The sequence below is a fragment of the Enterobacter sp. GD03975 genome (assembly GCF_029838645.1).
In the GTDB taxonomy this organism is placed as follows: Bacteria; Pseudomonadota; Gammaproteobacteria; order Enterobacterales; family Enterobacteriaceae; genus Enterobacter; species Enterobacter quasihormaechei.
This window is the reverse complement of sequence record NZ_JAOBZC010000003.1, coordinates 279,524-291,713: the sequence shown is the minus strand read 5'-3', so window position 1 is coordinate 291,713 and position 12,190 is coordinate 279,524. Positions and strand designations below refer to the sequence as shown.

The window sequence follows — 12,190 nt, the reverse complement described above, 5'->3', positions numbered from 1 at the left end:
ACGGCAAATTTCTACTGTTCAGATTTTACTCAAACGAACCGTGTGATTCTTATCACAAATTTCCTTTCTCAAATCCTGTGCTATCCTTTTCTGTGTCGTTGATTTAATGACAAAAACCATACGGAGAGGAAAGCTATGGGAATTTTATCCTGGATTATCTTTGGGCTGATTGCGGGTATCCTGGCGAAGTGGATTATGCCGGGCAAAGATGGCGGCGGTTTCATCGTCACGATCATTCTGGGGATTGTGGGTGCAGTCGTTGGTGGCTGGATCAGTACCCTGTTCGGCTTTGGCAGAGTTGATGGCTTCAACTTCGGCAGCTTTGTCGTCGCGGTGATTGGCGCGCTGGTTGTTCTGTTTATCTACAGAAAAATCAAAAGCTAAATCTGAACTGTGTTAAAAAAGGCTGCCTGATGGCGGCCTTTTTACTTTGGCTTACCACCAGCCCAGCTGGGTACCGGCTAGGGCTACGATGGCCACAATCAGCATGATGAGGGTCGTTTTTCTCACTTATGCCCCCGGCGCGGCGTATCCGCCAAGGAAAAACCAGCCTAAAAACACCACCGCCGTGATAAAAATTACAACCGGAAAGAGGATCCCTATTCTCATGCCATCACCTGTTTGAGTTTGTATAAGGCCGTAGAGTGTACGGTTTTAATCTAACGCGACAAAGCCTGTTTTGCTTTTTCCCTTTTTATCCTGATACATCGCGAGGTCTGCGGTGCGCAGGGCGCTATCTTCATCCGTGCTGTGAGGGTCCACAATAACGACGCCATAGCTTGCACCGGGATAGAGAATAGTGACATTTCCTAACCCGTATTCGCCCGCGATACGACCGTTGAGGCGGGTTTTGATTGCGTTGACCTCTGAGCTGGTGTCGCCATCATTGCTGTTACTCAGGCTGGCAACCAGAAATTCATCGCCGCCGAGCCGGCCGATAATTTCGTCCTGCGTTTGCTCGTGCGTCAGCCGATTGCCGACCTGAACGAGGAACCGATCGCCCGCTTCATGACCGTACTGGTCATTGATTCGCTTGAAATCATCAAGGTCAATAAAGGCAATCATGACGTTGCGGTTAAGATGGCGCGCCAGTGAGAACAGGGTGGTGAGATTTTCAAAAATGGCGCGACGGTTTGGCAGGCCGGTAAGGGCGTCGGTGTATGAGTAGGCAATGAGCGCGGCGTTGGCTTCGCGAAGCTGAAGCACCAGCGACTCTTTCTGAATGTACTGACCAATTAGCCCGGCAAAGAGTCTGATCACCTGCTCGCCACGCTCGCTGAACTGTTTCTGTGCGGTGCTTGCCGCGCAAAGCGTGCCGTACAAGGTACCGTCAGCAAGGTGAACCGGTACGCTCATATAGGTCGTAATCCCCAGCGCTTTAGCAGCCTCACATTCTGGCCAGCGTTCAGGCACCTCGTTACTGAACAACGTGTCGCTATCCATGGCGCGCTTACACAGCGTTTCGTCCCAGGGCACGCTGAACCCTGCCGGGATCTGCATTTGCTTACTGTTACGGGCATATAAAATGTGCTGTAAACGCGCATTGATATCGATTTTGGTCAGGTAGGTTGATTCCATATCGGTCACAATTTCCAGCATTTCCAGTAGCTGACGCACCAGACTGTCGAGAGATTGCTCGGTGGCGAGGGTTTCTGAAACACGGGCAAGAATGATATCTGACATAAAGCAGGTTGACTCCCATGCAGAAGGCCTCTGTAGCTGCATGTTATGCTGAAATTATAGACTCCGGTCATAGTTAATCATGAATAGGGGAAATTTTATATATTCTTCTGGAAACCAGGGCGGGCGTGCTAAAAAAAAGCCCCGACGCGAAGGCCGGGGCAAAACATCTTGATTACGGAATGATGTTCTCTGGTCAGAGTGAGAACAGACCCCACTATAGGGACGAATCGTGCAGGTTTAATGGAGAAATCATGGAGAAAACGGCGATGACCCGTTACTCTGACGTTTTCAACACCCTGAAGGATCGTGAAAATGAAATATCTTTTCCTGGCACTGGTACTACCGCTGGCCGCATGCTCAACAAAGACACTCCCTCCCGATGCGCCTGAGCCGCCGCACGCTATTGGTATGGCAAACCCGGCGTCAGTGTACTGTCTGGAGAAAGGGGGAGAGCAAATCCCTGTTCAAAGCCCTCAGGGCGTACGTACCGAGTGCAAACTGCCAGGCGGAGAAACGATCGATGAATGGGATCTCTACCGCCGCGATCATCCGCAACCGACCAGATGACAACGGCAATAAAACTGCGATACACTTCTCTTTAGGATTATTCTTAGCCAGTTTCTGGCAGCACGTTTGCGAGAAGAAGTATGTTTCAGTTAAAACCGGGCAGCATGGCGATGATCGTGGGTGCGCGTACGACGGCAGGCCGTCGAAATATTGGTAAATCCGTTGAGCTGTTTGGCCTCTGTCAGCCAGGCCAGCGTTTTGTGAACCCGGTCAACGGCGTCATGACGCAGTTACCCGCCACGTCAGCGCGCCCGCTGTGGCTGGTCACCGGTGATGTCTACGCATTTGATAACCAGCACGGTTTTGCGTTTGTTCGCCCGGAACATCTGATGCCGCTGACGCCGGACGAGATGCCACGCATCGTTGATGAGCTGGCGATCGGCTAATCAAAATCTCCGCAACCAGTCCGCCAGCACCTGCGCGTGATTCTGCTCCGTATTTTTCGCACCATAGAGTAGCGTCACGGTCTGCTGTCGGGCGAGGGCTGCCAGGCGTTTGCCTTCATCCTGATGCTGCGCCAGCTCTTTTCGATAGGCTTCACTGAACGCGTTGAAATCGATCGCTTCACCGTGGAAGGCTTTACGCAGTTCGCTCGACGGCGTTAGCGATTTGCACCACTCATCGTAGGCGAGATCGCTCTTTTTCATACCTCGCGGCCAGAGTCTGTCTACCAGCACCCGGTAACCATCGTCTGACGTTGCCTCTTCATACACGCGTTTGCATTGAATCATCCGTTTTCCTCCCTACCGTCTGACGTTCAGCAAGAACACTATAGCACCAGGCTTTTATCCACCCAATTTAAGGTATTGTGATAATTGCAAAAGATCGGTAGTCTGAGGTTCCTTATGTTATCTGAAAATCCTCCGGCATAAGGAATCTCTCATGGAACTCTCCCCGGTTAAAACGACGCTGCGCATTGCGCTGGTTGGTGATTACAATCCCGATGTTATTGCGCACCAGGCTATCCCGCTGGCGATTGATGACGCCGCTGCGGTTCTGGATCTCACCGCAGATTATGACTGGCTCGCCACGCCTGAGCTCACCAGTCCCGAAGACCTGGTCGGTTACGATGCCATCTGGCTGGTTCCGGCAAGCCCGTATAAAAACACCGAGGCGGCGTTTATTGCGGCGCGTTACGCGCGCGAAAACAGCATCCCCTTTCTCGGCACCTGCGGCGGGTTCCAGCATGCGCTGATTGAATATGCGCGCAACGTGCTGGGCTGGCACGATGCAGGCCATGCCGAAACCGATACCGAAGGGAGGATGGTGATTGCGCCGCTGGCCTGCTCGCTGGTGGAACAAACCGACGCGATCGAACTGCGGAACAACACCCTGATTGCCAAAGCGTACGGGAAGCCGGAAATTCAGGAAGGGTATCACTGCAATTACGGCGTCTCGCCTGAGTTTGCCCGGCAGCTTGAGCGGGGCGACATGCGCGTGACGGGCTGGGACGAGCAGGGCGAGATCCGCGCGGCAGAGCTGGTGACCCATCCCTTCTATGTGATCACCCTGTTCCAGCATGAGCGAGCCGCGCTGCAAGGGCGCCCGGTGGTGCTGGTCCAGGCCATGCTGCGGGCGGCGCAGGCATAAAGAAAGCAGACCGAAAGGTCTGCCTTGTGTGTCAGCGGGGTGTGATTTCCCGATCGCGCCCGGCTAGCATGCCGCACAGGGCCATCACCACCGCAGCCAGCGCGCAGGCGAGCAGCGGAATGCGCCAGTCTCCGGCGGTATCGTGAATTTTCCCCATCAGCGGTGGCCCACAGGCCGCCAGAAGATAGCCAATGGACTGCGCCATGCCGGAGAGCGCGGCGGCCTGATGGGCCGAACTGGCGCGCAGCCCGATAAAGGTCAGGCCGAGGATCATGGTGGCGCCGGATCCAAAGCCAAACACCAGCGTCCAGACGACGGCCAGCTGCGGCGCAAACCAGAACCCTGCCGCGCTTACGGCGCACATCAGGGCGACAAGCCCGGCAATGCCACGCTGATCGCGAAGACGGTGCAGGATAAGCGGAATGGCGAGACCGGGAACAGCGGTGGCCAGCTGGAGAAGGCCGTGCATGGAGCCCGCCTGCGTTTCGCTGTAGCCGTGGCTGATCAGAATTGCGGGCAACCAGCCGATTATGACGTAGTAAATCAGTGAGTTGATGCCCAGAAAAAGCGTCACCTGCCAGGCAAGGGCGGAGCGCCAGATGGCCCGGTTGTGCAGCGCGCCCGCTCCCGTCAGGGTAGCTGCGGGCTTCTGGCGCCATTGCGGTAACCACAGCAGCAGCGCCACCAGCGGGAAGAACATCAGCATCAGCAGCGCCCCGTGCCAGCCGGCATTCCCCAGCGACAGCGGGACGATCAGCGCCGATCCTGCGGCAGCGGCGGCCCCCATCGTCAGCGAATACGCCCCCGTGAGTTTTGCGACCTGGCCCGGAAAATCGCGTTTGATTAATCCGGGTAACAGGACATTGCCCAGCGCAATCCCGCAGCCAACGACCGCCGTACCGATAAACAGCAGCGACGCCGACGGCAGCGAACGTATGCCAATCCCGATGCATATCAGCAGCAGCGCGATAAAAAGGCTGCGCTCCATGCCCAACCGTCGGGCGACGCCTGCGGCAAGGGGAGAGATTAAGGCGAAGGCCAGCAGCGGCAGCGTCGTGAGAAGACCGGTTTGCGCCGTGCTTAAGCCATAGTCCTGACGGATGGTGTCGAGCAGGGGGGCGACGCCGGTAAACGTGACGCGCAGCGTCGTGGCAATCATCAGGATACCTGCAACCAGCAGCGCACCCTGTTTCCCGGAAGGTTGAATAGCAGTAGTCATTATTGTCTCTTACGTTCAGGCGAGCGCATACAATACCGATTTAAGTCGTGGTTGAAATCAGGCTAAAATGACAGTTTATCGCTAATATCGGACAACTTTATGTACGGACTGGGGCTCGACGGCTACGATCCCGACAGCCAGCACGATGCGGCGGTGGCCTTTCGCATCCGCGTAGTGGCACAAGAACAATTTATTCCGCTTCATCAGCACCGCAAAGGGCAGCTGATTATGGCACTGGGTGGGGCGATAACCTGCGAAGTGGAAAACGCGATGCTGATGGTGCCGCCCCAGTATGCGGTGTGGATCCCGGGTCAAACGCCGCACAGCAACAGGGCGACGCCCGGCGCGCAGCTCTGCCTGCTGTTTATTGAACCCGGCGCGCTCGACCTGCCGGCGCGTACCTGTACGCTGAAAATATCGCCCCTGGTGCGGGAGCTGGTGCTGGCGCTCGCGGACAGGTCGCGGGAAGAACTGCCGCTTCCCGCGACTGGCCGACTGGTTGACGTCCTGTTTGACGAACTGCCCCTGCAACCGCAGGAGCATCTCCAGCTGCCGGTTTCTCCGCATCCGAAAATTCGCCTGATGAGTGAGACCATGGCAAACGAGCCTGCCGCCTGGCAGACGCTGGCCCAGTGGGCCAGCCACTTTGCCATGAGCGAGCGCAATCTGGCACGGCTGGTGGTGAAAGAGACCGGGTTAAGCTTTCGCCGCTGGCGACACCAGCTCCAGCTGATTGTCGCGTTGCAGTTTCTGATCGGCGGGAAGTCAGTACAGCAGGCGGCGCAGGCGCTGGGGTATGACTCCACCACCGCCTTTATCACCATGTTTAAGAAAGGGCTGGGGCAGACGCCCGCCCGCTATATCGCCAGCCTGACTACGACTTCCCGATAAACAGCGAAACCAGCCCGGCAGCAATCAGCGGGCCAACCGGCACGCCACGAAACAGCGCCACGCCCAGCACGGTGCCCACCAGCAGGCCGGCCACCAGTGAGGGCTGGCTGCTCATCAGCGTCACGCCGCGTCCGCCAAGCCAGGAGACAAAAACGCCCACCGCAATCGCCACCAGCGATTTCCAGTTCACAAAGGAGTGCAGCAGCGTTGAGGCCGGCAGCGTTCCGCTGGCAATCGGTGCCATCACGCCGATGGTCAAAATAATGATCCCGATGGTTAGCCCCTGTTTTTCAATCCACGGGAAGAAGGTGTTTAGCGGCGTAACGCGAACGATGATCAGTACCAGAATGGAAATCGCGACGGTGGTGTTGTGGCTGATAAAACCCAAAGCAGCCAGGGCCAGAAGTATAAGCAGAGTAGGGTCGAGCATGACGGGATCCTTGCCAAAAATAGTAAGCCTGCTTACTTTACGCGCAAACGCGACGGCAGGCAGGCTTTAGTGAAAAAATTGTCTATTTTTGGGCGCTTGCCTGAAGTCAGTTTACCAGTTGCGGGATAAGCGGACTCCCGTCGCGGATAAACACCGGGATGGTTTCCAGCGTCGCGGGCACCCGGATATGCTCCCCGCCGGGGTAGCGTTCGCCGTTAAGGGCGACCCAGCTATTGCCATTCGGTAACCAGACATCGCGCTCACGCTGACCGGCCTGCATAACCGGCGCCACGAGAAGATCTTCGCCAAACAGATACTGATCTTCACACGCCCAGCTCTGCTTATCCTGCGGATAGTGCCAGAACAGCGGACGCATTAGCGGGTCTCCGTGCAGATGCGCCTGCTGGTACAGCGCGTCAATATACGGGCGCAGGGTTTCGCGCACGGTAAGCCAGTGCTGCATGATGGCGTAATTCTCTTCTCCGTAACTCCACAGCTCATTAGGCGAACCGCTGTTACATTGAGGAATACCGTCCCGATAGCGCTCCGGGGGCTGGATCTGCGGCTCGCGATAGCCGTGCATGCGCAGAACCGGCGTAAACACCGCCCACTGGAACCAGCGGATCAGCAATTCGTGGAACGCCGGGTCGTTGACGTTCCCTCCCTGGAAGCCGCCGATATCGGTAGTCCACCACGGGATCCCCGCCAGCCCCATATTCAGTCCGGCGGCGAGCTGATTGCGAAAAGCATGGAACGAGGAGTGGACATCACCCGACCACGCCAGCACGCCATAGCGCTGGCTGCCTGCCCAGGCGCAGCGTACCAGGTTAACTATCTCAGTTTCACCGTTTGCCTGTAGCCCATCGTAAAAGCCCTGCGCAAAATCGCGCGGGTAGCGGTTGCCCACTTCCAGCACCGGACCGGCGTGGTAGCGATAGTTATCAAAATCATAGGCGCGGTACTCCGGTTCCGCTTCGTCGAGCCAGAACAGTTTGATGCCCAAATCGTAATAATTTCGCTTCACCGTATCCCAGACTAACTCGCGCGCTTCGGGATGCGTGGCGTCAAAGAACGTCGTATTGCCCATAAAATCGAGGTTAACCTGTACGCCGCGTTCGCTGCTGACAAGCCACCCTTTGGCTTTCATCTGCGGGTAGAGGGGGCTGCGCGCCTCTACCGTTGGCCACACCGACACCATCAGCGCAATACCCATTTCGCGCAGTTCGTCGACCATTGCTTTAGGATCGGGCCAGTCCACCGGATCGAAGCACCAGGTGCCCTGATTCGGCCAGTGGAAAAAGTCGATGACCATGACCGACAGCGGCAGGTTACGGCGGCGATACTCCCGCGCGACCTCCAGCACCTCCTGCTGGGTGCGGTATCGCAATTTACACTGCCACAGCCCGCTGATAAACGCCGGGGCTGCCGGGGGCATACCGGTGGCTTTCACATACTGGCGGGTGATCTCCGCCACCGTGTCAGCGGCGGTGATCCAGTAGTCCATTTCACCTGTGACCCGGGCGCGCCATTCCGTCTGGTTTTTTGCAAAGCTGGCTTCGCCAATCGCCGGGTTGTTCCACAGCAGGCCATAGCCAAGGCTGGACTGCATAAAGGGGACGCTTGCCTGGGAGTTGCGCTGCGCCAGTTCCAGCGTGCAGCCTTTCAGATCCAGCCACGGCTGTTGATACTGACCCATGCCATAGAGGCGTTCTTCCGGACGCGATTCAAACCGGACGGTAAGCTGATATTTGCCGCCCATCAGCGGCTTAAATTCGCGGCCATCCAGCTTCAGGGCGCTGACGTATTTATCCTGACTCTTCTCGCTGGCACCGATACCGACCGTAGAACGCTGGCGCCACATCTCCTCCAGCAGCAGCTCACCGCGCTGATTGTAGAAGGCCAGCTGACCTTTAAGGTTCAGCCTCGCGGTGATATTGCCGTTGCGCAGCGTCAGGCTTTCCGCTTCGGCGACGATTTCAGCCTCGCAAGGTGTAGCGGGTAACAGCGCCTGCAAGGCTTCATCGAACGTCGGGGAACAGGTGGCCCTGACGCGCAGGCTGTTTTCCCCCCAGGGTTCAATACGCAGGATCTGACGTTCAAAACGCCATTCGATACTGTTGGAATGTTGAATCAGCTCACTCATGGATAACGCGTCCTTCTAAACGGGGTGTTTGGCGAGATGGATAGACTGCATAGTGCTGTCGTCGAGCTTGTACCAGCGCAGCGTGGCAAACGCGCAGAGCGACAAGATGCCAGGCACGAGAGTGAAGAGGGCAATGATGCAGTACATCGCCGTGGTGGTCTGTTCCGGGGCATTGGCCACATAGCCGCTTAAGCCCAGCGTCCAGCCAACAATCGCGCCGCTGATTGCCATCCCCAGCTTGAGAACGGCGAGGAAGGTGGAGAAGATCACGCCGTCCATGCGTTTGCCCTGTTTCCATTCGCCGTAGTCGGCGACGTCTGCCATCATCACCCACATCAGCGTGGTGGTGGCCTGGTAAAGGGTGGAGACGATGAACGTCATAGGTACCAGAATCAGCACCGACTTAGGCGCAAAGAACAGGGCGATACTGAGTACTCCCGCCAGCACAGAACAGTAGCCAAACATCTGCACTTTGCTCACGTTCTGCGTCAGACGTTTAGCCAGCGCGCTGCCTGCGGCTTTTCCGAGAATATGCGCACCGAGCATCCACATAAAATAGCTCGCGCTACCGAGATAATACGTGACGAAATACATCATTGCGCCAAGGCGAATAACGCCAAAACCAATGTTGGTTATTACCAGTACGGCGACAACACGCCATTGGTCGTTTCGTAATAAATCCCTTAGTTCCGCAAGATAATTATTGTGGGTGGCGGGAGCCTTAATACGCTCGCGCGTATTGGCGAAGCAGATCCAGAACATGACGACCGCGACAGTTGCCATAATGGCCATCGCCCAGCGGTAGCCCAGCAATTTATCGTCGCCGCCTAAAAATTCTGCCAGCGGCATCATAAAGAATGTCGACAGCGCGCCGCCCAGCGTGGCCAGGAAAAAGCGATAAGACTGGAGGGAAATTCGCGCATCGTTGTCAGGGGTAATTACCGCGCCCATAGAGCAATAGGGGATATTAATCGCGGTATACATCAGCATCATCAGGGTATAGCTGACGGTCGCGAAAATCATTTTACCATGCAGATCGAGCGACTCCGGTACGGCGTAGGTCAGCAGACAGCTTGCCCCAAAGGGCAGCGCCAGCCACAGCATCCACGGGCGGAATTTGCCCCAGCGTGTGCGCGTCCTGTCGGCGATATAGCCCATCGCCGGGTCTATTATGGCATCGGCGGTTCTCGCCAGAAGAAACATGGTGCCCACAAATGCCGCAGGCAGTCCCACTACGTCCGTATAGTAAAACGTCAGAAAAATAATGACGTTATCCAGCCCAATATGGCTCGCCATATCGCCTAACCCATAACTGATTTTTTCTTTACGGGTAATTATTTCGGTCATTGTATTCACCTTGCCAGTGTAAGGTTTATTTATGAGGTGCTCCGTTATCAGAGTTAACCATGATGAAAAGGTTAACAATTGCGAGATCTGGCATCGGGGTTACGTTAATTTCTTTTCGTGATACCGGTAACAAATAAATCATATAATGAGTGACTTTGCGCAGCGGAACATATTTCGCTCAGAATCGTTTCAGCGGCAAAATAGTCGTTTTATTTATGCATCGCTGTCATGTCGCTGTCATTTGGCGGGGGTAAAAAAGGGGTGATCGGGGCAACGCTGAGGGCATCATGAACGATCCTATGTTTGTCGAAACGCTGGTTATCTCCTCTTCGTTTTTTATCATCGCGATTATTCTGATCGCGTCCGTGCTGCTGCTGGAAAACGGCTGACCGTTAGCCAGCCTCTGTATTTATTGTTTCCGGAAGGTCACAAGCTCAGGACGGGCGATGCGCAGATAGTCTTGGGTATCCATAATCACCGACTTTTCCAGCAGGCCAGCGTTGAAGGCGATCTCGTCGAAACGCTCAAACAGCAGCGGATCGGCGACCAGCGTCAAATCCGAATGAAAGCTGAACGGGGGAATGGCGCCGAAAACGCAGCCGGTAAGGGCATCAACTTCCGCCGGACTGGCGAGAGAGGCCTTCAGCCCACCGAAATGGCGGGCAAGCAGGCTCAGATCGGCCTGACGATCGGCGGCGAGGATAGCCAGAATATGTTTCTTTACGCCGTTGCCTTTTACCTTGCAGACCAGCGCTTTTGCACCCTGTCGGATATCGGTCCCGCGAATTTCACTGACCGCTTCGCATTTTCCAACGGCCTCATGCTCCATCACGCGAAAGCGCGCACCCTGTTCGGTTAATAAGCTGATTAGCTGCTGATGGGTCGTCGTCCCAGTCACGTCACCAGACATAATGAATTCACCTGTGATTTGCCAATACGCAGCTTGCTACCTTAGCACGGGACGGAGAGGGCTGAAAGAAAACAGCCAGCGGGAGCGCTGGCTGTTGGGTCATGCATTGCTGGTGGACGATTGCTTCTGGAACAGTTCCCGGAAAACCGGATAGATGTCATCCTGGTCACGAATGTGCTGCATCGCGAAGTTATCGAACATCGCTTGCAGATGCTCATATTCACGCCACAGCGTCTGGTGGGCACGACGGGTAATTTCAATGTAGCTGTAGTAACGCACCACCGGCAGGATCTTCTTCGCCAGAATTTCATGACACAGCGGCGAGTCATCCGCCCAGTTATCACCATCCGATGCCTGCGCGGCATAGATGTTCCACTGCGCCGGATCGTAGCGCTCCTTCACCACCTCATCCATCAGCTTCAGGGCGCTCGACACGATGGTGCCACCGGTCTCCTGCGAGTAGAAGAACTCATGTTCATCCACCTCTTTTGCCTGAGTATGATGGCGAATGTAGACCACCTCCACGTTCTTATAGGTTCTGCTCAGGAACAGATAGAGCAGAATATAAAAACGCTTAGCCATATCCTTCGTCGCCTGATCCATCGAGCCTGATACGTCCATCAGGCAGAACATCACCGCCTGGCTGGACGGCTCCGGACGTTTTTCGTAGTTCTTGTAGCGCAGGTCAAAGGTGTCGATAAACGGTACCCGGTCGATCTTCGCCCGCAGTTCGGCAATCTCTTTACGCAGGCGCTCCTCTTCCAGCAGCTGCGCCGGTTCCGTGTTTTCAACCACCTTCAGGCTGGTTTCCAGCTCGCGCAGTTCGCGCCGTTTACCCGCCGTCATCGCCGTACGTCGCGCCAGCGAGTTTTGCAGGGAACGCACGACGCTGATGTTGGCGGGCACGCCGTTTGCGGTATAGCCCGCGCGATGGGTTTTATATTCATTGAGCTGGCGGTGCTGATTCTTTTTCAGATTCGGCAGAGCCAGATCTTCGAACAGCAGGTCGAGATACTCGTCTTTAGATATCTGGAAGACAAACTCATCCTGGCCTTCACCGTCCTGGCTGGCTTGTCCCTGACCGCTGCCAGAACCGCCCCCTCCGCCTTGTGGCCGCTCGATTCTGTCATTCTGGACGAAGTGGTCATTTCCTGGGTGCACGCGATGGCGAAGGCCGCCACGCCCCTGATGAAACATCGGTTCGCTGATGTCATCGTTGGGGATGGAGACGGATTCGCCGCTGTCGACGTCGGTCACCGAGCGTTTGTTGATGGCCTCGGAGATCGACTGTTTAATTTGCGATTTATAACGGCGCAAGAAGCGCTGGCGATTCACCGTGCTCTTGTTTTTGCCGTTAAGACGCCGGTCAATAAACCAGGTCATATATCCCCCGTACTGCATTTGCCAACT

The 12,190-nt window shown here is 55.9% G+C and carries 15 protein-coding genes; 6 read left to right on the top strand and 9 right to left on the bottom strand.

Going from position 1 to position 12,190, the window contains the following annotated elements:
- The first annotated feature begins 135 nt into the window (after nucleotides 1–135).
- Complete coding sequence (locus tag N5C09_RS07725) at nucleotides 136–384, top strand: GlsB/YeaQ/YmgE family stress response membrane protein (protein WP_003857896.1); 249 nt, start codon at nucleotides 136–138, stop codon at nucleotides 382–384.
- Between the two features lie 126 nt (nucleotides 385–510).
- On the opposite strand, the gene N5C09_RS07720 is transcribed toward N5C09_RS07725, so the two are convergent.
- A complete protein-coding gene (locus tag N5C09_RS07720) occupies nucleotides 511–609 on the bottom strand; it encodes a YoaK family small membrane protein (protein WP_015570793.1) in 99 nt (32 codons plus the stop codon).
- 45 nt (nucleotides 610–654) lie between these two features.
- Complete coding sequence (locus tag N5C09_RS07715; RefSeq protein ID WP_279748790.1) at nucleotides 655–1,683, bottom strand: sensor domain-containing diguanylate cyclase; 1,029 nt, start codon at nucleotides 1,681–1,683, stop codon at nucleotides 655–657.
- Between the two features lie 312 nt (nucleotides 1,684–1,995).
- On the opposite strand from N5C09_RS07715, the gene N5C09_RS07710 reads away from it, so the two are divergent.
- Nucleotides 1,996–2,250 (top strand): DUF333 domain-containing protein, encoded by a 255-nt coding sequence (locus tag N5C09_RS07710; protein ID WP_279748789.1) that lies wholly within the window; start codon nucleotides 1,996–1,998, stop codon nucleotides 2,248–2,250.
- Between the two features lie 80 nt (nucleotides 2,251–2,330).
- Entirely contained in the window at nucleotides 2,331–2,636 is a 306-nt protein-coding gene (locus N5C09_RS07705; RefSeq protein WP_063449028.1) for a hypothetical protein, read from the top strand.
- Here the strand turns inward: N5C09_RS07705 and N5C09_RS07700 are convergent, their stop codons facing one another.
- Complete coding sequence (locus tag N5C09_RS07700) at nucleotides 2,637–2,981, bottom strand: DUF488 domain-containing protein (RefSeq protein WP_279748787.1); 345 nt, start codon at nucleotides 2,979–2,981, stop codon at nucleotides 2,637–2,639.
- Nucleotides 2,982–3,132: 151 nt separating this feature from the next.
- Between N5C09_RS07700 and N5C09_RS07695 the strand changes: the two genes are divergently transcribed.
- Nucleotides 3,133–3,840 (top strand): CTP synthase, encoded by a 708-nt coding sequence (locus tag N5C09_RS07695; protein ID WP_193032911.1) that lies wholly within the window; start codon nucleotides 3,133–3,135, stop codon nucleotides 3,838–3,840.
- A 31-nt stretch (nucleotides 3,841–3,871) separates the two neighbouring features.
- On the opposite strand, the gene N5C09_RS07690 is transcribed toward N5C09_RS07695, so the two are convergent.
- Entirely contained in the window at nucleotides 3,872–5,059 is a 1,188-nt protein-coding gene (locus N5C09_RS07690) for a CynX/NimT family MFS transporter (protein ID WP_131638139.1), read from the bottom strand.
- Nucleotides 5,060–5,158: 99 nt separating this feature from the next.
- Between N5C09_RS07690 and N5C09_RS07685 the strand changes: the two genes are divergently transcribed.
- Nucleotides 5,159–5,950, top strand: coding sequence for a helix-turn-helix transcriptional regulator (locus tag N5C09_RS07685; protein ID WP_107535147.1), 792 nt, complete (start codon nucleotides 5,159–5,161; stop codon nucleotides 5,948–5,950).
- Here the strand turns inward: N5C09_RS07685 and N5C09_RS07680 are convergent.
- From N5C09_RS07680 to N5C09_RS07670, 3 genes are all read right to left on the bottom strand, one after another.
- On the bottom strand, nucleotides 5,934–6,380 hold the full coding sequence (locus tag N5C09_RS07680) for a DUF441 domain-containing protein (protein ID WP_063449023.1): 447 nt from the start codon (nucleotides 6,378–6,380) through the stop codon (nucleotides 5,934–5,936). The two genes, N5C09_RS07685 and N5C09_RS07680, sit on opposite strands and share 17 nt — an antisense overlap.
- A 106-nt stretch (nucleotides 6,381–6,486) precedes the next feature.
- Nucleotides 6,487–8,523 carry a TIM-barrel domain-containing protein gene (locus N5C09_RS07675; protein WP_279748786.1) on the bottom strand — a complete coding sequence of 679 codons (2,037 nt, stop codon included), beginning with the start codon at nucleotides 8,521–8,523 and terminating at the stop codon, nucleotides 6,487–6,489.
- A gap of 15 nt (nucleotides 8,524–8,538) precedes the next feature.
- Nucleotides 8,539–9,870 (bottom strand): glycoside-pentoside-hexuronide (GPH):cation symporter, encoded by a 1,332-nt coding sequence (locus N5C09_RS07670; protein WP_131638135.1) that lies wholly within the window; start codon nucleotides 9,868–9,870, stop codon nucleotides 8,539–8,541.
- Nucleotides 9,871–10,157: 287 nt separating this feature from the next.
- Here N5C09_RS07670 and yoaI point away from each other — a divergent pair, with 287 nt between their 5' ends.
- Nucleotides 10,158–10,259 carry a small membrane protein YoaI gene (gene yoaI, locus N5C09_RS07665; protein WP_226842027.1) on the top strand — a complete coding sequence of 34 codons (102 nt, stop codon included), beginning with the start codon at nucleotides 10,158–10,160 and terminating at the stop codon, nucleotides 10,257–10,259.
- A gap of 20 nt (nucleotides 10,260–10,279) precedes the next feature.
- Here yoaI and N5C09_RS07660 read toward each other — a convergent pair whose 3' ends face one another.
- Nucleotides 10,280–10,780, bottom strand: coding sequence for a YbaK/prolyl-tRNA synthetase associated domain-containing protein (locus N5C09_RS07660; RefSeq protein ID WP_279748785.1), 501 nt, complete (start codon nucleotides 10,778–10,780; stop codon nucleotides 10,280–10,282).
- A 99-nt stretch (nucleotides 10,781–10,879) separates the two neighbouring features.
- Nucleotides 10,880–12,163, bottom strand: coding sequence for a YeaH/YhbH family protein (locus N5C09_RS07655; RefSeq protein ID WP_063449020.1), 1,284 nt, complete (start codon nucleotides 12,161–12,163; stop codon nucleotides 10,880–10,882).
- Nucleotides 12,164–12,190 lie beyond the last annotated feature (27 nt).

Excerpts from the sequence above, each read along its gene's own strand:
- N5C09_RS07690 (WP_131638139.1), bottom strand. The coding sequence starts at position 5,059 with ATGACTACTGCTATTCAACCTTCCGGGAAACAGGGTGCGCTGCTGGTT.
- yoaI (WP_226842027.1), top strand. The coding sequence starts at position 10,158 with ATGAACGATCCTATGTTTGTCGAAACGCTGGTTATCTCCTCTTCGTTT.
- N5C09_RS07660 (WP_279748785.1), bottom strand. The coding sequence starts at position 10,780 with ATGTCTGGTGACGTGACTGGGACGACGACCCATCAGCAGCTAATCAGC.
- N5C09_RS07710 (WP_279748789.1), top strand. The coding sequence starts at position 1,996 with ATGAAATATCTTTTCCTGGCACTGGTACTACCGCTGGCCGCATGCTCA.
- N5C09_RS07700 (WP_279748787.1), bottom strand. The coding sequence starts at position 2,981 with ATGATTCAATGCAAACGCGTGTATGAAGAGGCAACGTCAGACGATGGT.
- N5C09_RS07655 (WP_063449020.1), bottom strand. The coding sequence starts at position 12,163 with ATGACCTGGTTTATTGACCGGCGTCTTAACGGCAAAAACAAGAGCACG.
- N5C09_RS07680 (WP_063449023.1), bottom strand. The coding sequence starts at position 6,380 with ATGCTCGACCCTACTCTGCTTATACTTCTGGCCCTGGCTGCTTTGGGT.
- N5C09_RS07675 (WP_279748786.1), bottom strand. The coding sequence starts at position 8,523 with ATGAGTGAGCTGATTCAACATTCCAACAGTATCGAATGGCGTTTTGAA.
- N5C09_RS07670 (WP_131638135.1), bottom strand. The coding sequence starts at position 9,870 with ATGACCGAAATAATTACCCGTAAAGAAAAAATCAGTTATGGGTTAGGC.
- N5C09_RS07725 (WP_003857896.1), top strand. The coding sequence starts at position 136 with ATGGGAATTTTATCCTGGATTATCTTTGGGCTGATTGCGGGTATCCTG.
- N5C09_RS07685 (WP_107535147.1), top strand. The coding sequence starts at position 5,159 with ATGTACGGACTGGGGCTCGACGGCTACGATCCCGACAGCCAGCACGAT.
- N5C09_RS07715 (WP_279748790.1), bottom strand. The coding sequence starts at position 1,683 with ATGTCAGATATCATTCTTGCCCGTGTTTCAGAAACCCTCGCCACCGAG.
- N5C09_RS07705 (WP_063449028.1), top strand. The coding sequence starts at position 2,331 with ATGTTTCAGTTAAAACCGGGCAGCATGGCGATGATCGTGGGTGCGCGT.
- N5C09_RS07695 (WP_193032911.1), top strand. The coding sequence starts at position 3,133 with ATGGAACTCTCCCCGGTTAAAACGACGCTGCGCATTGCGCTGGTTGGT.
- N5C09_RS07720 (WP_015570793.1), bottom strand. The coding sequence starts at position 609 with ATGAGAATAGGGATCCTCTTTCCGGTTGTAATTTTTATCACGGCGGTG.